Origin of the sequence: Amycolatopsis sp. NPDC058278, from assembly GCF_042881395.1 — a bacterium.
Classification (GTDB): Bacteria; Actinomycetota; Actinomycetes; order Mycobacteriales; family Pseudonocardiaceae; genus Amycolatopsis.
In genome coordinates this window covers 15,594-39,460 of record NZ_JBHVXZ010000093.1, presented here as the reverse complement: position 1 = coordinate 39,460, position 23,867 = coordinate 15,594, and the positions used below count along the sequence as shown (strand labels likewise).

Sequence of the window (23,867 nt, the reverse complement as noted above, 5' to 3'; positions counted from 1 at the left end):
GGGCTGGGTGTTTTTGTAATCCGCCCGGGGGTGGGGGGGGGCGGCGCCCCCTCCCCACCCGCGGGGGGGGACGGGCGGGCCGACCTCACCGCGGCGGGCCCGGGCGCCCCCCGGCCCACGGCGAAGTCCCCCCGCTATGGCGTGGTCAGGTCGAACCGTTGCAGGGTGACCGCGCCGCCGAGTGCCTGCGTGGCGTGGTTGAAGACGGCGAACCGGTAACCCATGAAGAACTGCCACGCGTTGTTCAGGGTGAACGCCGTGCCCAGCGGGGTGAAGTTGACCCCGTCGGTGCTGTAGGAGAACCGGGCCTGGCGGCCGGTGCCGGGGCGGATGTCGGCGTTGGCGCGCAACCAGATCCGGCTGCCGGGCAGGTCGGCGCCCGCGACCTCGGTGCCGGTGCCGGTGGTGTTCCAGTTGCCGTCCATGGTCAGGCCGTTGACCATGACCACCCGGTTGCGGCCGCCGTCGCGTTTGACGCCGATGTACGCCGAGGAGTCGCGCAGCATCGCCAGGCCCGTGCGGTCACCGTCCCGCATCGACGTCAGGTCGAGCGTGGCCGTCGCGGTGGATGTGGGTCCCTGGATCCGGTGGGTCAGGGTGTTGCGGGCGGAGTACAGGTCGTTGGTGACCGTCGCCGTGGACAGCTTGAGCCCGTTGCCGACCGAGAACTTCGTCGTGTCGGGGTTGTGGTTCCACTCCCACTGCGGGCTCAGCGCCGGCCCCGGGAAGGTGTCGGTGCCCGTCATCGGTTCGACCTGGCGGGGTGGCGGTGGCAGGTTCGGCTTCGGGTAGGTCGTGCCCCAGCGGCCGTTGACCGTCTGGAGCTTCGGCCAGCCGTCGGCCGTCCAGGTGACCGGGGCGAGCACCGGGACCCGGCCGCCGGGGTAGGCGTCGACGAAGGCCATGTAGTACCAGTCGCCGTTCTGCGTCTGCACCAGCCCGCCCTGGTGGGGGACGCCGCCGCCGGAGATCGGGCCCGGCAGGTCCAGCAGCACCTGCTGGATGGTGTAGGGCCCGAACGGGCTGCTGGCCTTGAGGATGTACTGGCCGTTGGCCGGCCGGGTCGTGAAGATGTAGTAGTTCCCGCCCCGCTTGTAGAACCGGGAGCCTTCGAGCGTGCCGATGTTCGACGGCGTCTGGAAGACCTGCTGTGAGCGGACTTCGGTCTTCCCGTCCTTGGAGAGCTGGGCGACGCTGAGGGTGGTGTTGCCGTAAGCGACGTACATCGTGTCGTCGTCGTCGACGAGCATGCCCGCGTCGTAGTAGCACTTGTCGATCGTGGTGTGCTTCGACCACTGCCCGTCCACCGCGGTGGCGGTGTAGATGTAGGTCTTGGCGAAGTCGACGCAGCCGCCCCAGTAGAAGGTGTCGTTGCTGGCGCGGTGGTTGAAGAACGATGCCCAGATGCCGCGCACGTATCCGCGGCCGCCGTTGAGGTCGTACTTCGCGCCGAAGTCCAGTTTGGGCACGGAGTGGCCGGCGAACTCCCAGTTCACCAGGTCGTAGGAGCGCAGGATCGGTGCGCCGGGGGAGTAGTGCATCGTCGAGGCGGAGTAGTAGTAGGTGTTGCCGACGCGGATGATGTCGTCGTCGGCGAAATCCTGCCACAGCACGGGGTTCGTGAAGGTCGACGGCTGGTTCGGGGTGGTCGTGGTGGTGGGCGTGGTCGGGGTCGTCGGTGTCGTCGGCGTCGTGGGGGTGGTCGGGGTCGTGGGGTCCACGCCGCCGGTGCAGAGGGTGCCGTTGAGCCGGAACGAGGCCGGGTCCGGGTTGGCCGTGGTGAACGAGCCGTTGAAGCCGAACTCGGCCTTGCCGCCGGTGGGGATGGTCGTGTTGTAGGTGACGTTCTTCGCGCTGACCTGGGTGCCGGTCTGGGTGATGGTCGCGTTCCAGTGCTGGCCCACCTGCTGACCGGAGGCGAACGACCACTCGAGCGTCCACCCGCTGATCGCGTCACCCAGGTTGGTGATCGACACGGACGCGCCGAAGCCGCCCTGCCATTCGGACGTCTTCGCATAGGTGACCGAGCACCCGGCCGCGGCGTGCGCGGCCGGGGTCGCCACCAGGACGGCGCCGGCGAGGCCGGTCGCGGCGAGCAGGGCCGAGACGGCCGCCCGGGATTGTCGGCGTGACACCACGTCTGTCCTTTCCGCATCAGGCGGAGAACTGCCACCAGTTGACGTTGAAGAGGTAACCGCTGCCGCCGGTGAACCGCAGGACCAGGTCCTGCGTGCCCGTCACTCCGCTGACCGGGCAGGACACCGACGTCCACGTCTGCCAGCCGCCGGTGCCCGCGACGGTGCAGCGCCCCACGACCGTGCCGGTGGCGCTGCCCAGGCGCACCTCGATCGTGCCGCCGGAGCTCGCGGAGGCGACACGGGCGGTGAACGTCTTCGCGCCCGCGCCGAAGGCGACGTTGCGGACCTTGACGTTGTCACCGTTCTCGATCCACCCGATGTTCATGCCGCCTTCGGACGCCGGTTCGGTCTCGATCCCCGATTCCCGGTTGATCGTCTCGGCTTCCTGCCGGACGAAGGGATCCAGCGTGTCGGCCGGCGGCGGCCCCGCGCTCGTCATGGTGATGGTGGGGATGCTGCCGTCGGCGTTGTAGGCGAACTTCTCCACCGCCACCGAGCGGGTGTAGCCGCCCCCGCCCGGCAGGGCACCGTTGTGGTAGAAGAAGTACGAGCCGCCCTTGTAGTCGATGATCCCGGGGTGGTTGGTGAAACTGCCGCCCTGCGTGGGCATCACCGTGCCGCGGTAGGTCCACGGGCCGGTGGGGCCGGGCGACGTGGAGTAGGCGATGAACTCCGAGCAGCACTTGGCCGCGAACACGTTGTAGTACGTGCCGTTGCGCTTGTAGACCCAGGGGCCTTCCTCGTACAGCGTCGGGCGGCTGCCGCCGTTCGGGCGCGTGCCGAACCCGGCCGTGGTGAGCGGGATCTGGTTGATCCCGCCCGAGTACGACGTCATGTCGGTGTTGAGCCGCACGTACGACAGGTTGGGGTTGCCCCAGTACAGGTACGCCTGCCCGTTGTCGTCGATGAAGACGGTCGGGTCGATCTCGCCGTTCTCGACGAGCGGGTGGCCGATGGCGTCGCGGAACGGCCCCGTGGGGCTGTCCGCGACGCCGACGCCGATGGCCATCCGGCCGGTCGCCCGGTTGACCACCGGGACGTACCAGTAGAACTTGCCGTTGCGTTCGACGGCCTGCCCGGCCCACGCGTCCTGTTTGGCCCAGCTGAACGTCGCCAGGCTCATCGGCGAGCCGTGGTCGGTCCAGTTGACCATGTCCGCGGACGACCAGACCCGCCAGTCCTTCATGGTGAAGTAGGTCGAGCCGTCCTCGTCGTGCCCGGTGTAGAGGTAGACGCGGCCGTTGTGCACCAGCGGTGCCGGGTCGGCGGTGTAGATCTGCTGCACGATCGGGTTGTCGGCGTGCGCGGTGCCGGGCAGGAGCGCCATCGCGCACAGGGCCGCGGTCATCCAGGCGAGCACGCGCTTTCGGTGGTGCACGATGGTTCTCTCCTTCGTCGGGGAGCGGGTCAGCTCGCTGCGCAGGTCGACGTGATGCCCTCGGCGTTGCCGGTGCCCTGGAAGCCGAACTCGGTCGTCTGCCCGGCCGCCACATTGGCGTTGTAGGACACGTTGGACCAGGTGACACTGCCGGTGGTGCCGCTGTTGCTCGCGCTCCAGGAGCTGGTCACGGCCGCGCCGGAGGGCAGGTTCGTCGTCACCCGCCAGCCGTTGAGGGCGGAGCTTCCCGCGGTGACCTTCACGTTGGCCACGAAGCCGCCGTTCCACGAGTTCAGCGAAACCGAAGCGCTGCAGCCGCTGGGGTTCGGCGTGGTCGGGGTAGTCGGCGTGGTGGGTGTCGTGGGCGTGGTCGGGGTGGTCGGGGTGGTCGGCGTCGTGGGGGTCGTCGGGTTGGTCGGCGTGGCGGCGTTCAGGGCGTCGAGGACGCTGTTGTACGCGGCCTTCTTGTTTCCGTTGCCGTCGAACAGAAGCGGGTTTTCGCCGCCGCGCCAGGAGTCGGTGTCGCGGATGCCCCACGTGGTGATGCCGGCGCAGCGGGCGACGGCCACGCAGGCGCGGGTCACCGCGCCGTAGGCGTTGGCCTGGTTGCTGCCGGAGATGTCGAGCTCGGTGATCTGGACTTCGACGCCGAGGTCGGCGAACCGCTGGAGGTTGGCCTGGTAGTCACCGGGCGGGTTGCCGCTGAGGTGGGACTGGAAGCCGACGCAGTCGATCGGGACGCCGCGGGACTTGAAGTCGCGCACCATGTTGTAGATGCCGGTGCTCTTGGCGTTGACGCCGTCGGTGTTGTAGTCGTTGTAGCAGAGCTTCGCGCCCGGGTCGGCCGCTCGCGCGGCGCGGAAGGCCGCTTCGATCCAGTCGTTGCCGGTGCGCTGCAGGTTGGAGTCGCGGCGGCCGCCGCTGCCGCCGTCGGCGAACGCCTCGTTGACGACGTCCCAGGCGTAGATCTTGCCCTTGTAGTGGGTGGCGACCTGGGTGACGTGGTTCATCATGGCCTGGCGCAGGCCGGAGCCTTCCATGCCCTTCGCCCAGCCCGGTTCCTGCTGGTACCACAGCAACGCGTGCCCGCGCACCCGCTTTCCGTTGCTCACCGCGTGGTTCAGGATGCGGTCACCACCGCTGTAGTTGAACTGCCCCTGGTTGGGCTCGGTGGCGTCCCACTTCATCTCGTTCTCGGGCGTGACCATGGTGAATTCCCGGTTCAGGATGTTCACGTAGGTCGAGTCGCCGAGCTTCCCGGCCGCGACGGCGGCGCCGAAGTAGCGGCCCGACTGGGCCGCCGCCGCGCCGAGCGTCGTGGCCGCGCCGGAGGCGGAGGTGGCCAGCACCAGTGAAACCCCGAGCGACGTTGCCAGGAAAGCCGAAGCCAGCGCAGCTCGGCGGAACGACCGCGATGTCGTCTTCATGTTCACACCTTCATTTCGTGGGTACGGGTGCACGGTCACGGGCTGGTGCACGTGGCCGCGTCGAAGCTCGCCGCGCCGGGACCGGACACGAGGAAGCCGAAGGTCGTCGAGGCGCCGGCGTCGAGCGCGCCGTTGTAGTTCACGTTCTTGACGGTCACCGGGCTGGTACCGCTCGCCGTGCCGCCCCAGACCTGGCCGACGCTCTGGCCGCCGGACAGGGTGAACCGCACGGTCCAGCCAGTGAGCGCCGCGGCACCGGTGTTCGCGACGGTGACTTCGCCCTGGAAGCCGCCGTTCCAGCTGCCCACGACCCGCGGCGTCGCGGTGCACGGGCCGTCGCCCGCCGGGGGCTGCGGGTCCCCACCGATGCTGCCCGGCACCGCCTTGAGCGCGTTGTACCAGGTGGTGGCCATCTTGCTGTAGCCGGCCGCGTTGGGGTGGATGCCGTCGGGCAGGTCCGCGATGGCGACCGAGGGGTACATGTCGACCAGGTGCACGCGCTTGCCGGCGGCGGCCTTGGCCCGCATGTCGGGGGCGATCGCCGCGTTGAAGGTGCGGACCGCCGGATCGGCGAACCGGATCGGGATGATCGTGGCGACGAAGAGCTCGGTCTCGGGTGCCAGGTTCGTGATCCGGTCGACCAGGGCCGAGAGCCGCCGCGGCGCGCCGGCCGGGTCGCTGCCGTACATGTCGTTGGTCCCGATGTGGAGCAGGATCGTGTGGGGGTGGAACGTGTTCAGCCAGCCGGTGACGGATCCGTCGATCTGCGCGATGGTCCAGCCCGGGTGCCCTTCGTGGTTGCGGTCGGGCATGCTCGCCGGTCCGTCGGCCAGCGAGCCGACGAAGTCGATCGCGCGCCCGTCGGCCCGCAGCTTCGCGCCGAGGTCGAGGCGGTAGCCGCCGATCGAGCCGCCCTGGGTGATCGAGTCCCCCAGCGGCATGATCGGCACCGCGGCGGCGGCCTCCGCGGTGCCGGGAACGACGATCAACGCGACACAGGCCGCCAGCACACCGGCGAAGATTCTGGCGAGTTTCATCGGTGAATCCTTCTTGGGCCGCGGATCCGGTGTAAATTACATTCCGGCTGGCTTCTGAAACTTTCGCCGCCGGCGGTTTCGGAATTGCCGGGTCGAACGTTAGCGTTAACAGTGACCGGGGGCGATGGCCGGGCGCCTTCGTGGCGCCCGGCCGCCGTTTTCCGGGCCTAGTTCACGCTCGCGGAGAACGAGTTGACCGCGAGCCCGACGCCACCGCGCCACGGCTCGAAGCCGGCCTGGATGCTGGTGAGGTACCAGGAACGGTCCACGCGGGTGCGGTTGTCGACGTCGTTGACGAAGTCCATCACGTTGAACGACCAGCCCGAGATGGTGGACTGGGCCACGTAGGACACCACGTCGTTGCCCCCGTTGTTGCCCTGCCAGACTTCCCAGCCCCGACCGCCGATGCTGGTGGTGCCGACCCGGCCGCCGACCGGCTGGACCCCGCCGACGCGGTTGAACCAGATCATCAGCTCCATCTGGTTGACCCCGTTGGTCTTCGGCGTCGGGTCCATCCAGATGTCGTAGGAGGCGTCGAAAACCGAGTTGCCGACGTAGGTGTAGGAGATCGACGACGGCACGCTGCCGATCCGGCTGAGCTGCCGGGGCAGGGGAGAGCCGGGGGAGCAGTTCGAGTAGTGGCAGCCGAGGTAGACGGCCGGGTAGGACAACGGCGCGCCGCCGCTGGTGGACCCCTGCTGGGTCTGGATCCGGAACCCGCTGCCGGTGACGTTGATGCACTGCTGCGCGCTGCTGCCCCAGCGGTTGTTCATCACGACGTACCGGCCGCCGATGGTGGTCGAGCCGTATTGGTCGCAGATCAGGGTGTCCGCGTGCGCGGCCGGGGCGACGGCGACCGGCGCCGCGACACTGGCCGCGGCGAGCAAAGCCGCGGACAGGGCGTTCCTCAGTTTCATGATCTCCTCCACGTCGTCGTGGCATTTTCTGGGAGCGCTCTCAACGAATCACCATGAATGTAACCACAGCGGGCGTCCGGATAAAAGAGGAGGGCCGTGATCGATTCACCGAATGCGTTACCCCGTCTCGACCGCAATGGGGGACGGCCCGGTCACGCGGCCGCGCGCAGCGCCCACTTCTGGTTCGCCTGCCCGTTGCAGGTCCACAGGACCAGCTTGGTGCCGACGGCGGTGCCCTGCCCGGTCGCGTCGAGGCACCGGCCGGACTGCACGCCGGTGATCGTGCCGTCGGCGTTGACGTTCCACTGCTGGTTGGCCTGGCCGGAGCAGGTCCAGATGATCACCGGGGTGCCGTCGGCCGTGGCCTGCCCGGACGCGTCGAGGCACTTGGACCCGGCGGTCGTCAGCTGCTTGCCGGCCGGCGTCCACGCCGGTGCGCCGCAGTCCCGCAGCTGCACGGGGGTGCCGTCGGTGGCGGCCGCGACCTCCGCGCACCGGCCCGACTGCGCGCCGAAGAGCTGCCTCGCCGTGGACTGCCCGGGCGTCCCGATGCTGCCCGGGACGGACTGCAGCGCCGAGTACCAGACCGCCGCCATCTTGTCGTAGCCCCCGGCCGTGGGGTGGACGCCGTCGATCAGGTCGGCGGCCGTCAGCGCCGCGTGCATGTCCACCAGGTGCACGTGCTTGCCGGCATTCTGCTTGCTCTGCACCATTCCGGGGATCGTGGCGTTGAAGGTGCGCCCGGCGGCTTCCTGGCCGCTGTTGGCGATCGGGATGATCGTCGCGACGAAGACCTCCGCGTCCGGCACCGCCCCGGTGATGTGGTCGACCAGCGCGGACAGGCGGGCCGGCGCGCCCGAGACGTTGTAGTTCTGCAGGATGTCGTTGGTGCCGATGTGCAGCAGGACCGTGTGCGGGGTGCTGGTGCGCAGCCAGCCGGCGATGTTCGCGTCGATCTGGTCGATGCGCCAGCCCGGGTGCCCCTCGTGGTCGTGGTCGCCGAGCGTGGCCGGGCCGTTGAACTGCGAGCCGACGAAGTCCACCTGATAGCCACCCGTGGTGACCCGCTGCCAGAGCCCGATCCGGTACCCACCGGGCACCTGGGTCCCCTCGGTGATGGAGTCGCCGAGGGGCATGACCCGGACCCCGCCGTTCGATTCGGCGGCGGCCGGGGTGCCCGGCAGGAGAGCGGCCAGGACCGCCGCGGCCGCGGCGAGCCACCCGAATCGTGTACGCATGCTGTCTCCTCGCCGGCCGCCGTCACACGGCGGTGATGGTCCACTGGTTGTTCGTGCTGCTGTTCGGTGTCCAGAGGCCCACGCTCGAGCCGGCGGCGGTGCTGCCCATGCCGTCGAGCGCCGTGCCGGTGCCCCGGTTGACGATCTGGTAGCGCCCGTTGCCCAGGCCGGTGAGCCGCCACTGCTGGCTGGTGGCGCCGGTCCACGCCGTCTGCGCGCAGATGGCACCGTTGGCGGTGTTGCCACGGCTGTCGGCGACCATCCCGTTGGTGCGGTTGACGATCCGGACGTAGCCGCCGCCCGCGTCGGCCAGCTGCCACTGCAGGTTGTTGCTGCCGTCCCAGTTCCACTGCTTGAGCGGGGAGCCGGCCGCGACGCTGCCGCCGCTGTCCAGCACCAGGCCGGTGGTGACGTTCGCGATCCGCGACCAGCCGGTCGGCAGGGGACCGGAGCCCGGCGTGGGAACCTGGCCGGAGAAGGTCAGCTTCACCACGTACGCCGGCGCGTCGAACGGCGGGTTGGCCGAAGGCAGCTGGACGCGCAACGCGGAAGCGTCCTGGACCGGCATGGGCAGGGCGGTGGCCGCGCCGGCGTCCGGGCCGAGCAGCTGGGCCGAGACCAGGTTGCTCAGGTTGATCCGGTTCGAGCCGAGCGTCGTGATCGGGAAGGTGCTGCCGGGCCAGCCGAGCACGGTCGCGTACAACACCGTGTTGTCCTTGCTGCGGGTGAACCGGACGTCGGTCCGCGTGCCTTCCACCGGGGTGGTGAACGAGCCGCCGCCCATCTTCGTCGGGCCCTCGCCGTACACGGCCCACGCGCGGGTTCCGTAGACGGATTCGCCGAACCGCTTGAGGTAGTTCCCGATGCCGAGCAGGATCGTGCGCTGCCCGGCCGGGATGGTGCCGTCGGCCATCGGGGCGATGTTCAGCAGCATGGTGCCGTTCTTGCTGACCCGGTCGAGCAGCGAGTGCAGGATGGCCTTCATCGAGTAGTAGCCGATGCCGTTGGTGTAGCACCAGCTGGAGCTGGAGATGCTGTCGTCGGTCATCCAGTAGGGGCTCATGAGGTCGCCCGGCCCACCGCGTTCGAAGTCGAAGACCTCCCCGCGGTTGTCGAACCCGTCCTTGTAGGTGGCGACGACGTCCTTGTTCCACGCGACGGCCTGGTTGTAGTAGTGCGAAAGGAAGTTCAGCCGCTGAGCCTCGTCGACCTGGGTCAGGTTGAAGTCCTGGTAGACGAGATCGGGCTGGTAGCCGTCGACGACCTCCCGGAGCTTGTCGTACCAGAGCTGGTTCTCCGCGGCCCGGCCGTTCTGGCCGAACAGCCGGCGCAACGACTCGGTGGACTGGTTCGGCACGTGGTCGTAGTAGCCGGTGAAGTGGTACGCGTGGTGCAGCGCCGTCAGCAGCTTGAGGCCCTTCCCGCGGATGGCGTCCGCGTGCAGGCGCAGCAGGTCCAGCTTGGGCCCGGTCTTGACCGAGTTCCATTCGTTGGCGGCGCTGTTCCACATCGAGTAGCCGTCGTGGTGCTCGGCGACCGGGCCGGCGAACTTCGCCCCGGCGTCGGCGAAGAGCTGGGCCCACTCGGCGGGGTCGAAGTTCCCGCCCGCGGACTTCAGCTTCGGCGCGAACTGCACCCAGTTCCCCGCCTTGTCCCGGGCGCCGTTGATGAAGTTCTGGTACGGCCACGCCGACGGATCGCCGAACACCGCCTTGTGGTGGTTGTTCTCGTTGGAGCCCCCGATGTACATGTTCCGCGGGTACCACTCGTTGCCGAACGCCGGGACGCTGAACACGCCCCAGTGGTAGTAGATGCCGAACTTGGCGTCCTGGAACCACTCCGGGGCCGGCGGGTGCTGGTCCACCGACGACCAGCTCGGGCTGTAACTGCCGGGGCCTTCGGTGGCCCACGCGGTGCGGACGCGGAACACGCCAGCGGCCGCGGCGGCCCCGGCCACCACGATCAGCTTGCGCCTGGACAGCTCGAACGAAGACATCGCGGGAAGCCCTTTCGGAAGTTCGGTCAGCCCAGGGACCACTTCTGGTTGTTCGCGCCGGTGCAGGTGGCCAGCTGGATCGAGGTGCCGTTCGCGGTGCCGGAGCCGGTGACGTCGAGGCACAGCCCCGATTGGGTCCCGGTGACGGTGCCGTTGGCGTTGAACGTCCACTGCTGGTTGTTCTGCCCGTTGCAGTTCCAGATGATGATCTTGGTGCCGGGCGTGGTACCCCGGGCGTTCGCGTCGAGGCACCGGATGTTGCCGCCGTCGTAGACCGTGAGCTCACTCGAGCCGCTGCGGGTCCAGGTCTGGTTGGTGCCGCCGTTGCAGTCCCAGATCTGGACCGCGGTGCCGGGGGAGGTGGAGACGCCGTTGACGTCGAGGCACTTGTTCGCGCCCACCGCGTGCACCGCGCCGGTGCTGGTCGGGCCGCCGCCGGTGCTGTACCCGGCCGCGATGACGCTGGCCTGCACCGCGTTCTCCGTGGCGTCCGTCGGGAAGCCGCTGGTCACGGCGCCTTCGAAGAACTCGCCGACGCCGGAGACGCTGTTGTCACCGCCGGTGCCCAGCAGGATCGACGGCTCCAGCTTCATGGGCGAGTAGCCGCGCGGCAGCCCGCCCGAGTACGGCGTGGTGAGGCCACCGGTGGTGGCGTCGCCGTACTTCAGGGTGAAGTTGCTGGTGCCGTTGTTCTTCAGCCACGCGCTGACGAACGGGTGGTGCACCCCTGGGTTGTTCGGGTCCTTGTTGGACCCGGTACCGGTGTGGTACATGCCGTTCTCCAGGTCGGCCTCCACCCACGGGCCGGTCCCGGTGCAGCCGTTGAACCAGCAGGCGGTGCCCCAGTAGATGGCGTTCATGGTGGCGTTGCCGGTGTCGTTGTGGGAGATTTCGCCGCTGCCGTAGTCGAAGCAGCACCACTGGTTGACGTAGTTCGACGAGGTGATCATGTAGATCCCCTCCGGCTGGGCCCCGACCGGCGCGCCCTTGGCGTTGTCGATCCGGTAGCCGACGCCCTGGGTGACCTTGATCCCGTACACCGGGTGCCCGCCGACGGTCACCGGCAGCGCCATCGCGTCCGCGCCGATGTCCGATCCGTTCGGGCCGGGCCCCTTCCAGAACCCGCCCCAGGAGATCGGCAGGTCGTTGTGGTTGGCGGTCTGGTCGTAGATCTTCGTGACCGTGCAGCGGGTTCCCGCGCAGAAGGCGACCTGCGGAGCCGAGTTCGCGTAGCCGCCCGCCTCCAGCAGGCCGATGTCGAGGTACTTCTGGTCCGACGCCCGCTGGATCTGGTACAGCGGGCCGTTGTACGCCCCGAAGAGGGCGCGGGTGGTGCTGTGCGCCGTGACGCACGGGGTGCCGCCGGTGGCGTAGAGATCGCACGCCTGCGGCGTGGCCGCCTGGGCCACCGGCGCCGTGGCGGCGACGGCACCGGCGGTCAGCAGCAGCGCCGCCGCCGTGGCCTGGAGTGCTCTTCTCAAGGAACGCTTGCGGAAGACCATGGCCGAACTCCTCTGTTCGTCAGCCGAGAGTCCACTTCTGGTTGTTCGCGCCGGTGCAGGTGGCCAGCTGGATCGCGGTGCCGTTCGCGGTCCCGGAGCCGGTGACGTCGAGGCACAGCCCGGACTGGACACCGGTGATGGTGCCGTTCGCGGTGACCTGCCACCGCTGGTTGGCCTGGCCGTTGCAGTTCCAGATCACGACCTTGGTGCCCGGGGTGGTGCCCTGGCCGGTGGCGTCGAGGCACCGGGTGCTGTCGCCGCTGTAGACGGTCAGCTCGCCGGCCGCGGTCCGGGCCCAGGCCTGGTTGGTGCCGCCGTTGCAGTCCCAGATCTGCACCTGCGCGCCGGGCGTGGTGGAGACGCCGCTGACGTCCAGGCACTTGTTCGCGCCCACCGCCCGGACCGGGCCCGCGACCGGGCCGGTCGTGCCGCCGGTGCCCGCGGCGGCGATGACCTGCTGGGCGCCCGAGGGCCAGTTGGTGCCGCTGACCTGGACGTTCCCGGTCAGGACGTTGTTGTGGGGCGAGCCGGTGGCCACCTGGGTCGCGCCGCCGTTGTACCAGTTGCCGCTGAAGGTGCTGTCGTTGGTGTTGTTGGCGCCGTTGGCGTTGGTGAAGGCCCAGACGCCGGAATCCTGGATCACGTTGGCCGACAGCGTCACGTAGCGGGAGCCCTCGTCCAGGTACAGCCCGACCGTGCGGTTGTTGTCGAAGATGTGGTTGTGGTCGATGGAGCTGCCCGGGTTGGCGGAGAGGTTGTAGATGCTGCCGCCGTCGTGCATCAGCTTCTTCGTGCCGTGCACCCGGTTGTAGCTGACGACGGTGTCCCGCAGCGTGGTCGGCGTCGTGTAGACGGGCTGATAGTCGTACAGGCCGCGGTTGCGGTAGTCCTGGGCGCCGCCCTGGTCGTTGGCACCCCAGCCCCAGCCGACGTCGATGCCGTCGTAGGTCAGGTTCGAGACGTCGTTGTGGGTGATGACGGTGTGCGTCGCGTAGGTCGAGAGGATGCCGGCCATTTCCCGGTAGTCCAGCGCGACCCGGTTCACCGTGTTGTAGGAGATGGTGACGTCCCGGTTCGTCATGGCGGGGTTCGACGGGTGGTGCGCGTCGGGGCGGACGCCGCCGACGATCACGCCGCCGCCGGAGTTCTCGGTGAAGGTGTTGTGGTCCACGGTGATCGACGACGCGCCGAGGCCGACGCCGGAAGCGTGGGCGTTCGCGTCGTTGCCGATGCCGAGGGCCACCTGGCCGAGGTGGGTGAAGGTGTTGCCGCTGAAGGTGATCCCGGTGGCGGCGGAGACCTGGACGGCGGCCGGTGCCTGGGCCCAGCTGTTGCGGGCGCCCTCGAACTGGCGGCAGCCGGACTGGCAGGAGGTCAGGAAGTCGCTCGGCATCGGGGCCGCGGCCGGGAGGAACGTGCCCGTCTGCTGGTTCGCGTACCCGACCGAGGTGCTGGGCGTCAGCCAGGTGGTGTGCTCGAAGTTCAGGCCCTTGAAGGTGAGCCCGCGCACCGGGTTGTCGTAGGTGCCACCGATCTGCAGCAGCGAAGTCAGCCGCGGGAGCTCGACGTCGTGGCTGCCGGGCACCCAGCCGCCGGGGGCCTTGTAATAGAGCTTCCCGGCTTGCGGGTCGAGGTACCACTGGCCGGTGTTCTTCAGGAAGGAGTACGAGTTCTCGAGGAACAGCTGGCCGCCGCCGAACGGCTTGGCGAGGGTGTCGTAGCCCCAGTTGTTGTTGTTCCACGCGGGTTGCTGCATGACGATCGAGTTCCCGCTGATGCGGTCGACGGGGGAGTACCGGTCGGTGAAGGAGTTCTGGCTCTCCACCTCGATCCGGTTCTGCTGCGGCAGCGTGGCCAGGTAGTTCAGCGCCGGGTTGGTGATGGTCATCCCGCTGGTGGTGAACTGCACGTCGGAGCGGGAGATCGTGATCCCCGCGCGCGGGGCGAGCGCGCCGTCGACGAACAGCTGCCGGGAGTCGGCACCCTGCGGCACGGACGCCACCCAGATGTTCTGGCCCGCGTCCTGCACCGACCAGCCGCCGACCTGGCTGCCGCCGGAGAGGACCGGCGTCTGGCCGGAGGCGGCCTGCCAGGTGACGGTGTGGCCGTTCTGCCCGGAGTCGGCACTGGTGAAGCGCAGCGGGGCGGACAGCCGGTAGGTGCCGCCGGCCAGCTGCACGACGACGTCGTTGGCGGCCGACTGGGCGCGGGCCAGCTGCTGGGCCTTCGCCGGGGTGGCGACCGGCTGGGCGGGCGTGCCGGGATTGGCGTCGTCCCCGTCCGGGGCGACGGCGATGGTGACGGTCGCGGCGTGGGCGGACGGGGCGGCGAGAGCGGTCACCACGAGGGCGGTGACGAGCGCGGCGGCGATGCGCGACGGCATGGGCGGGGACCTCTCCGGAACGAGGCGGCGGTCGGGGGCGCCCAACCGTCCACTGTGTACTGATCGCCGGCACCCGGCGGTCAGCCGTCCGCGGCGCCTGGCCGGACCGGCCTCCGTCCGGTGGCGGACCGGGCAGGATGTGTACGACTCATTCGCCGCGGTAAGGCTCGGACCGCGATCGAAAGTTTCGACGTGACTCGACGGTTTCCCGTTGGTGTGTCGGTGATCCATGAGAACAGCGCGCCTGCCCGGCGTCAAGCGAGGAGCCCGTCCATTGCTCCGTCTCGCCCCTGCGCCGGGCGCGGGGGATGTAACTTTCAACCTGCTCTGACAAAGATTGACCGGGTGGTGGGTTGGCGAGGTAAGGTGCTGCCCGGAGTTACTGAGTCATACTCATTGCGTGACCCGTGACGAGGAAGTAGCACCGCCTGTCCCGTACCGCCCCGGCTACGAAGTCGTGGCGGAGCAGATCCTCCGGCTGATCGCCGAACTGGAACTGCGGCCCGGCGACCGGATGCCGACCGAGAACGAGCTGGCCGCGCGGATGGGAACCAGCCGGACCATGGTGCGGGAGGCCGTCAAGATCCTCTCGGCCATCGGTCGGGTGCGAGCGCACAAAGGACGTGGGCTGTATGTCTCCGATGACGAGGGCATGCTCGGCGGATCCCGGTGGGGCGGGTTCTTCCTGCCCGCCGATCTCAACCACGTCTACATGCTCTTCGAATTCCGCCGGATCCAGGAGACCGCGGCGAGCCGGCTGGCGGCGGCCAACGCCACCCCCGCGGAGCTGCGCGCGATCGAGGCCGCCGCCGAAACCTGCCGGCACGGCCACCTGACCGGGCAATATTCGCTCTTCGACCGGGGCGACGACGACTTCCACGCCGGGATCGCCGCCGCGTCGCACAACCAGTTCCTCGTCGCGGCCGTGCGCGAGGCCCGCCGCCTGCAACGCCAGTCGAACATCATCGGGATGTCCGGCGCGATAGGCGGGCACGCGGTGGGCGCGATCGAGGAGCACGCCGCGATCTACCGGGCGATCCGGGACGGCGACCCGGACGCGGCGGCCCACGCCGCCGGCGTCCACCTGGACAACACCCTGGAGGACTACCGCCGGGAGATCCAGCGCCGGCTCTTCGGCCCGTGATCGCACTCGCCAGACGTTCCATTGTGGACCTTACTGCTCCCGGGATCTCCCCCGGCCCGGGAGGACGACGACGTCCGTAGACAGAGGGAGCCCCTGTGATGGTGAAGAGATCCCTGTTCGCCTCCGCCGTGATCGGAGCCGTGCTCGCCTTACTGGCCGGCGGAACCGCGCAGGCCGCAAGCGCCGGCGCGGACCGGCAGGCCGCCGCGACCACCGCGGCCGCCGGAACCGCGGGGTGCGGGAAGGCACCCGGGCTGGCGAGCGGCAACCACACGATCTCCAGCGGCGGCCAGAACCGCAGCTACATCCTGCGGGTCCCGGCGAACTACGACAACAACCACCCCTACCGGCTGTTCGTCGGCCTCCACTGGCGGGGCGGGACCGCGAACGACGTCGACTCGGGCGGGACCGACGGCTACAACTGGTCCTACTACGGGCTCCGCCGGCTGGCCGACAGCGCGGGCAACAACACGATCTTCGTGGCACCGCAGGGCAACGGCAACGGCTGGGCCAACCCCGGCGGCCAGGACGTCACCTTCATCGACGACCTGCTGCGGCAGCTCGAGGGCGCCCTGTGCGTCGACACTTCGCAGGTCTTCGCCGGCGGCTTCAGCTACGGCGCCGCCATGAGCTACGCCCTCGCCTGCGCCCGGCCCACGGTGTTCCGCGCGGTCGCCGTCTACTCCGGCGCGAACCTCAGCGGCTGCAGCGGCGGCACCCAGCCGGTCGCCTACATCGGCATGCACGGCATCGGCGACAACGTCCTGCCCATCTCCTCCGGTCGCCAGCTGCGCGACCAGTTCGTCCGGAACAACGGCTGCACCCCGCAGAACCCGCCGGAGCCCGCCAGTGGCAGCCGCACCCACATCGTCACCGCCTACTCCGGCTGCCGGGCCGGGTACCCGGTCGTCTGGGCCGCCTTCGACGGCGGGCACGACCCGGGCCCGCGGGACGGTGGCGGCAGCGGCTGGCAGACCTGGACCTCCGGTGAGGTGTGGAAGTTCATCACGCAGTTCGACTCGACCACCCAGCCGCCGAACCCGCCGGTCCAGACCGGCGTGAACTACAAGCTGGCGGCCCAGCACAGCAGCAAGCTCGTGGGGATCACCGGCGCGTCGACGGCGGCCGGAGCGCTCATCGAGCAGGAGTCGGCCAACGGCGGCCTCAGCCAGCAGTTCGACTTCGTCGATTCCGGTGACGGCTACTACCGGGTCCGGGCCCGCAACAGCGGACTCGTGCTCCAGGCGGCGAACGCCAACAGCGGCGCGGACATCAGCCAGCAGGCCGACACCAACTCCACCGCCCAGCAGTGGCGGGTGGTCGACCAGGGCAGCGGCGCGGTGAGCCTGGTGAACCGGTTGAGCGGCCTCGCGATGGACGTCTGGGGAGTTTCGACCGCCGACGGCGCGCGGATCTCGCAGTGGACGTTCACCGGGAACCCCAACCAGCGGTTCCAGCTCCAGCGCGCCTGAGCCCGTGTCCATCGTCGAACCGTCGGGGTTCCGGCCCACCCTGGCCGACGTCGCGCGGGCGGCCGGGGTGTCCATCGCCACGGCCTCCCGCGTGCTCAACGGCTTCCCCAGGGTGAGTCCGGAACGCCGCAAGCAGGTGGAATCCGCGATGCAGGCGCTGGGCTACGCCCGGCAGCGGGCGGCGAAGGCGAGCAGTGCGCGGCACACCGGCTCGATCGCCCTGGTGGTCTGCGAGGAAGTGCCGCGGTTGTTCACCGACCCGTACTTCCCGCGGATCGCCGCGGGGGTCGGCCGGGAGCTGACCGCGGTGGGGGTGCAGCTCGTGCTGCTCACCGTGCCGGCCACCGACGACTACCAGTCGCCGGTGGTGCGGTACCTCGACGGCGGGCACGTCGACGGCGCGCTCGTCGTCGGCATGCACGGCCGCCGCCCGCTCGACCTGGACTGGCTCGGCATCCCGGTGGTGTTCGGCGGGCGGCCGGTCCATGCCGGCCGTACGGGCCGGCAGCCGTACGTCGACGCCGACAACCAGGGCGGGGCGCGGCTGGCGACCCAGCGGCTGCTCGACGGCGGCCGCCAGGTCGTGGCGACCGTCGCCGGGCCGCAGGACATGACCGCGGGGGCGGACCGGCTGCTCGGGTACCGGCAGGCGATGACCCGGGCCGGCCGGTACGACGAGAGCCTCGTGGTGTGCGGCGACTTCGGGCAGGCGTCCGGCGAGTACGCGGCGGCCCGGCTGCTCAGCCGCCGTCCGGACGTCGACGGGATCTTCGCGGCCTCGGACATGATGGCGGTCGGGGCGTTGCGCGCCCTCCGCCGCGCGGGCCGGAAGGTGCCCGAGGACGTCGCCGTCGTCGGGTTCGACGACCTGCCGATCAGCTGCTGGACGGACCCGCCGCTGACCACCGTGCGCCAGCCGGTCGAGGAGATGGGCGCCCGGATGACCGCCGAACTGCTGGCGATGATCGACGGCGCGGCCCCGCGCCGGAGCACGGTGCTCGACACCGAGCTGGTGCCGCGCAAGTCGGCGTGACGCTGCTGCTGTCTGTCGGCAATCGCTTCGGGGGTGCGGGTGGCGGAGCCCCCGCTCCGGGGCGAAGCCCCGGTTGTAACAGAGACGAGGAGGAATCGTGCGCGTGTTGGTGGTGGTGGCCGCGATGGTGGTGACGGCGCTGGCCGGGGCGATGCCGGCTTCGGCCGCGCCGGCGCCCCTGGTGAGCGCGGCGTCGGGGCGGTGCCTGAACGTCAAGGGTGGCGCCGACACCCAGGGAGCGACGCTGGAGATCCAGGACTGCACCGGCGCGGCCGGGCAGGCGTACGAGTTCACCGCGGCGGGTGAGCTGCGGACGATGAACGGCACGAGGTGCGTGGACGCCTCCGGTGGCGGGACGGCGCCCGGCACGGCCGCCATCATCTGGGCGTGCCACGGCGGGGCGAACCAGCAGTGGCGGCAGAACGCCGACGGCACGGTCAGCGGCGTCCAGTCGGGGCTGTGCCTGGACGTGACCGGCGCCGGCACGGCCAACGGCACCGCGGTCGTCCTGTGGACCTGCCACGGCCGCAGCAACCAGCAGTGGAGCACCGGGACGACCCCGCCGGACCCGTCCGGCACGGCGCCGTGCGACATCTACGCCTCCGGCGGCACGCCGTGCGTCGCCGCGCACAGCACGGCCCGGGCGCTCTACGGCACCTACGCCGGCAACCTGTACCAGGTCCGGCGCTCGTCCGACAACACGACCCGGAACATCGGTGTCCGGGCGGCGGGCGGCACCGCCGACGCGGCCGCCCAGGATTCCTTCTGCACCGGCACGTCCTGCGTCATCACCGTGGTCTACGACCAGTCCGGACGCGGGAACGACCTGTGGTACCAGGGATCGAGCGTGGTCCCGGGGTCCAACCAGAGCAGTCCGGCGAAGGCCACGTCGGAGTCGCTCACGGTCGGCGGCGCGAAGGCGTACTCGCTGTACATCAACCCCGGCAACAGCTACTGGCGCGACGGCCACTCGACCGGGGTACCGACCGGCAGCGCTCCCGAGGGCATGTACATGGTGACCAGCGGGACGCACGTCAACAGCGGCTGCTGCTTCGACTACGGCAACAGCGAAACGACCCGGAAGGCCGACGCGGCCGGTGCGATGGACGCGATCAACTTCGGCACGGAGTGCTGGTTCGGCGGCTGCCAGGGCTCGGGCCCGTGGGTGCAGGCCGACCTCGAGTGGGGGCTGTACCCGGGCGGCAGCCAGCAGTGGAACCCGAACCAGCGGGCGCTGCCCAGCAAGTTCGTCACGGCGATGCTGAAGAACAACGGCACCTCCCGGTTCGCGCTCAAGGGCAGCAACGCCCAGTCGGGCAGCCTCACGACGATGTGGGACGGCAACCTCCCCGGCGGCTACAGCCCGATGAAGAAGCAGGGCGCGATCATCCTGGGCAGCGGCGGCGACTGCTGCAAACCCGGCGGCGGGGCGAACCTGAGCGCGGGGACGTTCTACGAAGGCGCGATGGTCGCGGGCTACCCGTCGGACGCGACCGAGAACGCGGTGCAGGCGAACGTGGTGGCCGCCGGCTACCGCTGAGCCGGCAGGCGGAAGGGGCTTTCCTCGCGGGGTGGCGCGAGGAAAGCCCCTTTTGCGGCGTCTTGAACGACGCACTCCTGACCTCCGACGCCGGGAATGAGTCGTTCACTGCCCTCCGAGGGCTACCAGCTGAGGCGAACCGGTTCGCCTCCATTTGGCCGATTGTCGGTGAATTGCCTGCGGCGTACGTTCCTTGGTGGTCGAACCGGTTCGATGACCCGGGATCGTCCCCCGCACGTCCACCGCCAAAGGAGCTGTCCGTGGACACCTCGCGTCAGCGGCCCCGCGTCCGCCGTGGCCTGGCCGCCCTCCTGATCACCGGAGCACTGACCGGTGCCTCCGCCGTGGCCCTCCCCGGGCCGGCCCAGGCCGCGGACGAGTCGATCTCGGTCGACTTCTCCGCGGCGGGCGGCGCACCCACGTACCGGGCCTCCGGGTGGATCTACGGCATGACCGAGAACGCGTCGGGGCCGCCCGACCACTTCTTCCGGGACGTGAACTTCCAGGCGATGCGGGCCGGGGGAGCGCAGCTGGACAGCCCGGGCGGCTGGGTCTCGGGCCGGTACGACCGGCGGTGGAACGCCACCCGCGCCCAGCTCCTGCGCACCCGCTCGCTCGGCGGGCAGTTCGTCCTGCTCGTGCACGACCTCTGGGGCGCCGACGGCTACCCGATTTCCCGGTTCCCCGGCGACAACGGCGACTGGACCGACTACGACAACTTCCTCACCCGCCTGATCGGCGACGTCCGGGCGACGGGTGCCCCGGTGGAGTGGGACATCTGGAACGAGCCCAACATCTCGCTGTTCTGGAACCGGCCGCAGAGCCAGTACTTCGCCATGTGGCAGCGCGCCTACCAGCGCATCCGGGCGGCCTTCCCGGCGCAGGCGATCGTCGGCCCCAGCCTGGCCGGCGTCCCGTCGACCTCGGGGAGCTGGTGGACGCAGTACCTCGACTTCGTCCGCGGCTCCGGCACGGTGCCGGACATCGTCAGCTGGCACTCCCTGCCGGGCGACCCGGTGGCGAACGTCGCCGCGGCCGACGCGTCACTCGGTTCGCGCGGCATCCCGCACCCGCGGCCCTACCAGATCAACGAGTACGGGGCGTCGAACGAGCAGAACCCCGGTGACGGCGCCTGGTACATCGCCCGGCTCGAACGGGCCGGCGCCGACGGGCTGCGAGCCAACTGGGCCAGTGGCGGGAACCTGCACAACGACCTCGGCAACCTGCTCGTCCGCAACTCCGCGGGCCGGTACCAGCCCAAGGGCGAGTGGTGGGCCTACCGCTTCTACGGCTCGCAGACCGGCCAGCTCGTGGCCACGCGGGCCAGCACGTCCTACGACGCGTTCGCCACGAAGGCGGCCGGGACCGCCAAGGTCCTGGTCGGCGGTGGCCGGACGACGGGGAACGTCGCGGTCGGCCTGCAGCGCCTGGACACCACCTCCGGCGTCGTCCAGAACAACCAGGTGCGGGTGATCGTCCAGCGCATCCCGTACAACGGCGGGGCCGCGGTGCAGAGCCCGGTCACCATCCAGGACTCCGTGGCCGCCGTGTCCGGCAACGCCCTCACCGTGAACCTTCCGCACACCACGGTCGACGACGCGTTGAGCATCACCCTGCTGCCGCCGTCGGACGGCGGCTTCCAGTCCGTCGCCGTCGCCCAGCATTCCCAGCAGTGCCTGGACAACACCGACCTGAGCACCGCCGACGGCAACCGGCAGCAGCAGGACGTCTGCGAGGGCGGCGGCCAGCAGCTGTGGAACTTCCGGCCGGTGCCCGGCGCCGCGGGCGCGTACACCGTCGTCAACCAGCAGAGCGGCAAGTGCCTCGAAGTCGCCGGCGCCTCGGCCGACGACGGTGCCGCCGTCCAGCAGCGCACCTGCGCCGACGGCGCGACGAACCAGCAGTTCTCGCCGCGGCGGGTGACCTACGGCGGCAACGACTCCCACGACTACCAGCTCGTCGCCCGGCACAGCGGCAAGTGCGTCGACGTCAACGGCGTCTCCACGGCCGCGCGCGCCCAGGTCATCCAGTGGACGTGCAAGCCGGTCACCCAGAACAGCCCGCTCAACCAGACCTGGCGGCTGTGGGGCCGGGGACCGGCCTGATCCGTCCGGCCCGGCGTCGTTTCAGGCGCCGGGCCGGTTGCCGGTGGGGATCGTGATGGGCGTGGTCGTCGGGGAAGTGCCCTTGTTGAGGAACAGCATGGCGAGGGCGCGGATGAACTGGTCGAAGAGGTAGAAGCCCGCGGGGGCGATGGGCAGCAGGCCTTCCCGGAAGGCGATGTAGGCGGGCCACCCGGTGCGGATCAGGGTGGCCGCCGCGTAGTCGCGCGGCAGGCCGAGCCAGTCACCGACTTCGTTGCTGAGGACGTACCGCACGAACTCGTTCAGGAAGCCGCGGGTGACGCCCAAGTCGATCTGGGCGGTCAGCCCGAGCAGGTCCGCGGCGAGCTCCTTGCCTTCGGGGGTCGGGGCGAGCAGCGGGGTGAGCACCTGAACCGACTGCGCGTCCGCCTCGGCCCACGTCTTCGGGATGAACTCGTCCCGGACGCCGAGCAGGTGGATGGCGACCTGCCACTGGTGCAGGAAGGCGTCCTCGTCCGCGGCGGACATCGGGACGTGCCACTCCCGCAGCTTCCGGTGCACGAAGGTGCCGAGGCTGTGGAAGGTGACCAGGATGTCGCCGTTGCTGATCGGCACCCGCTCGTCGGCGACCGCCCGCCAGTGCGGCGACTGCGGCAGCAGGTGGCGCACCGCGGCGTGCACCAGGCGCGTCTTGTTGGCCGTGACCACGAACTGGCCCGAGGGCTCGAACGCGTGCGCCTCGCTCAGGTCGTAGCCGAAGGTGAACGTCTTGGCCGCGCGGTCCTGCATGGCGGCGCCGCCCGCGGACCAGTAGACCGACCGGGCCTCCCGCGGGATCACCGTGCTCATGATGCCGCTGCCGAGGCCGTAGAGCACGAACAGGTAGGTGTCCTTGCGCCGGTTGAAGTCGGCGGCGCGGCGCAATTTGGCGGTGTCGGCCCAGGAGGGCAGCCGGTTGACCCGCTGGAGCCAGGCGGCGAGGTCGGCGGGCAGGCCGGCGGGCAGCGGGCCGGCGTTGTCCACCCACGACCGCAGGGCGGTGTTGACCGCGGGGACCCGGCCGCCGTCGACGAGCCCCGCCATCAGGCTGTCCACCTCGTCGTCCCAGACCCACCACGGGTCGGCCCCGGCCGTCGAGGCCCAGGCCGGGACGACGCTCGCCGCGCCCACCAGGCCCAGCGCGACGCCGAGCGAAAGAGCGTTCCTCCTGCTGAGATTGCTCATTTACTTACCTAGCTTCCTTGGTAGGCAGTACCCGTTCAAAATGCGGTATGAGCGGTGCTTGAGGGGAGATTCCTCATTAACATAGAAGGTGATTCGCGGGTCGGCAAGAGCCGGCCGGCCTGTGGTTGACTGACAAGCATGGCCCCGCGCACCTCTCCCCGGCGGCCGCGGTGACCGCCCAGCCGGCCGCGGCCGTCCGGCCCCGCAACCGGCGGCAGCTCATCGTCGAGGCGGGGGCCGCGGTGTTCAGCGAGCGCGGCTACCACGCGGCGTCCATGGAGGAGATCGCGGCGCGCGTGGGCATCACCGCGGCCGCCCTGTACCGGCACTTCCCGAACAAGTACGCGCTGTTCGCCGAGTGCGCGAACGTCATGGCGGACCGGCTCGTCGCCGCGCTCGCCGAGGTGGCCCCGGACGCGGCCCTCGCGGAGATCTTCGCCGCCGTCACCCGGGTGACCGTCGCCCACCGGGAAACCGGGGGCGTGTACCGGTGGGAGGCCCGGTACCTCGAGCGCGAAGACCGCCGGCTGCTCGCGGGGAAGTTCGCGCAGGTCGTCGAGCGCGTGGCGGAGGCGGTGCGGCGCGAGCACCCGTGGCCCGGCGAGCACCTGCGGGCCGTGGCGGCGCTGGGGGCCATCGGGTCGGTCACGACCCACCACAACTCGATCGGCCGGCGCCGGGTCGGGGAACTGCTGCAGGCCGCGGCCCGGCGGGTGGCCGCCACCGGCCCCGCCGCGGCGCACGCGCCCTTCGTCGAGATCCCCGCCCCGCCGGTGCCCCGGACCCGGCGTTCGGAGATCCTCGCGGCCGCCGTCCCGCTGTTCGAACGGGACGGGTTCGCCACCGTGACGAACGGCCGGATCGCCGAGGCGGTGGGGCTGGTGCCGTCCGCGCTCTACCGGTACTTCCCGGGCAAGGCCGACATCCTGGCGGCGGCCTGCCTGCAAGCCGCGGGGCTGCTGGCCCAGGCGGTCGAGCACAACCTGCGCGGGACGACCGATCCGCACGGCGCCTTGAGCGCGCTGACGGCGACGTACGTGGCGTACAGCTTCGAGCACAGTGCCCTCAACAGCGTGGCCAACGCGGAAATCGCCGGCCTGCCCGACGGCCTGCGCCGCCCGCTGGTCGCGGCGCAGCGCGAGCACATCGCCGTGTGGGAGCAGCACCTGCGCGAAGCCCGCCCGGAACTCGACGCCCGCCAGGCCCGGGTGCTGGTGCACGCGGGCTTCGGCGTGGTGGTCGAGGCCGGTCGCCGGCTGCGGTGGGCGGACCGCCCGGAGCACCGCGCCGCGGTGGCCGCGTTGCTCGTGAGCGCCCTCGGGCTGCGATCTCCGGCCGGCTGACAACTTTCCGG

The 23,867-nt window shown here is 70.5% G+C and carries 16 protein-coding genes; 6 read left to right on the top strand and 10 right to left on the bottom strand.

What is annotated here, in order from left to right; genetic code table 11:
- Positions 1-134: 134 nt before the first annotated feature.
- The 9 genes from ACFVYA_RS35785 to ACFVYA_RS35745 all read right to left on the bottom strand — a co-directional run bounded on the left by ACFVYA_RS35785 (position 135) and on the right by ACFVYA_RS35745 (position 14,016).
- Positions 135-2,135, bottom strand: a complete 2,001-nt coding sequence (locus ACFVYA_RS35785; RefSeq protein WP_387051366.1) for a family 43 glycosylhydrolase — start codon at positions 2,133-2,135, stop codon at positions 135-137.
- Positions 2,136-2,154: 19 nt separating this feature from the next.
- On the bottom strand, positions 2,155-3,486 hold the full coding sequence (locus ACFVYA_RS35780; protein WP_387051369.1) for a glycoside hydrolase family 43 protein: 1,332 nt from the start codon (positions 3,484-3,486) through the stop codon (positions 2,155-2,157).
- Between the two features lie 59 nt (positions 3,487-3,545).
- Positions 3,546-4,943 (bottom strand): endo-1,4-beta-xylanase, encoded by a 1,398-nt coding sequence (locus ACFVYA_RS35775; RefSeq protein ID WP_387051365.1) that lies wholly within the window; start codon positions 4,941-4,943, stop codon positions 3,546-3,548.
- Positions 4,944-4,978: 35 nt separating this feature from the next.
- Positions 4,979-5,980, bottom strand: a complete 1,002-nt coding sequence (locus ACFVYA_RS35770) for a cellulose binding domain-containing protein (RefSeq protein WP_387051363.1) — start codon at positions 5,978-5,980, stop codon at positions 4,979-4,981.
- A gap of 167 nt (positions 5,981-6,147) precedes the next feature.
- Positions 6,148-6,897, bottom strand: coding sequence for a glycoside hydrolase (locus tag ACFVYA_RS35765; protein WP_285990543.1), 750 nt, complete (start codon positions 6,895-6,897; stop codon positions 6,148-6,150).
- 152 nt (positions 6,898-7,049) lie between these two features.
- Complete coding sequence (locus ACFVYA_RS35760) at positions 7,050-8,135, bottom strand: ricin-type beta-trefoil lectin domain protein (protein ID WP_387051361.1); 1,086 nt, start codon at positions 8,133-8,135, stop codon at positions 7,050-7,052.
- A gap of 22 nt (positions 8,136-8,157) precedes the next feature.
- Positions 8,158-10,131: an alpha-L-fucosidase gene (locus tag ACFVYA_RS35755; RefSeq protein ID WP_387051360.1), complete on the bottom strand. Its 1,974-nt coding sequence runs from the start codon at positions 10,129-10,131 to the stop codon at positions 8,158-8,160.
- Between the two features lie 26 nt (positions 10,132-10,157).
- On the bottom strand, positions 10,158-11,633 hold the full coding sequence (locus ACFVYA_RS35750; protein WP_387051359.1) for an arabinofuranosidase catalytic domain-containing protein: 1,476 nt from the start codon (positions 11,631-11,633) through the stop codon (positions 10,158-10,160).
- A 19-nt stretch (positions 11,634-11,652) separates the two neighbouring features.
- A complete protein-coding gene (locus ACFVYA_RS35745; RefSeq protein ID WP_387051358.1) occupies positions 11,653-14,016 on the bottom strand; it encodes an RICIN domain-containing protein in 2,364 nt (787 codons plus the stop codon).
- A 400-nt stretch (positions 14,017-14,416) separates the two neighbouring features.
- Between ACFVYA_RS35745 and ACFVYA_RS35740 the strand changes: the two genes are divergently transcribed.
- The 5 genes from ACFVYA_RS35740 to ACFVYA_RS35720 all read left to right on the top strand — a co-directional run bounded on the left by ACFVYA_RS35740 (position 14,417) and on the right by ACFVYA_RS35720 (position 21,310).
- Positions 14,417-15,160 (top strand): FadR/GntR family transcriptional regulator, encoded by a 744-nt coding sequence (locus ACFVYA_RS35740; protein WP_285990548.1) that lies wholly within the window; start codon positions 14,417-14,419, stop codon positions 15,158-15,160.
- Positions 15,161-15,258: 98 nt separating this feature from the next.
- The gene (locus ACFVYA_RS35735; RefSeq protein WP_387051356.1) at positions 15,259-16,632 is read left to right on the top strand and encodes an RICIN domain-containing protein; all 1,374 of its coding nucleotides are present in this window, start codon (positions 15,259-15,261) and stop codon (positions 16,630-16,632) included.
- A 4-nt stretch (positions 16,633-16,636) separates the two neighbouring features.
- Positions 16,637-17,665, top strand: coding sequence for a LacI family DNA-binding transcriptional regulator (locus ACFVYA_RS35730; RefSeq protein WP_387051354.1), 1,029 nt, complete (start codon positions 16,637-16,639; stop codon positions 17,663-17,665).
- Positions 17,666-17,762: 97 nt separating this feature from the next.
- Positions 17,763-19,205: an arabinofuranosidase catalytic domain-containing protein gene (locus ACFVYA_RS35725; protein WP_387051353.1), complete on the top strand. Its 1,443-nt coding sequence runs from the start codon at positions 17,763-17,765 to the stop codon at positions 19,203-19,205.
- 260 nt (positions 19,206-19,465) lie between these two features.
- Positions 19,466-21,310 (top strand): RICIN domain-containing protein, encoded by a 1,845-nt coding sequence (locus ACFVYA_RS35720; protein WP_387051351.1) that lies wholly within the window; start codon positions 19,466-19,468, stop codon positions 21,308-21,310.
- A gap of 21 nt (positions 21,311-21,331) precedes the next feature.
- Here ACFVYA_RS35720 and ACFVYA_RS35715 read toward each other — a convergent pair whose 3' ends face one another.
- A complete protein-coding gene (locus ACFVYA_RS35715; protein WP_387051349.1) occupies positions 21,332-22,513 on the bottom strand; it encodes an oxygenase MpaB family protein in 1,182 nt (393 codons plus the stop codon).
- Positions 22,514-22,683: 170 nt separating this feature from the next.
- On the opposite strand from ACFVYA_RS35715, the gene ACFVYA_RS35710 reads away from it, so the two are divergent.
- Positions 22,684-23,856 carry a TetR/AcrR family transcriptional regulator gene (locus ACFVYA_RS35710; protein WP_387051368.1) on the top strand — a complete coding sequence of 391 codons (1,173 nt, stop codon included), beginning with the start codon at positions 22,684-22,686 and terminating at the stop codon, positions 23,854-23,856.
- The last annotated feature ends 11 nt before the right edge of the window (positions 23,857-23,867 follow it).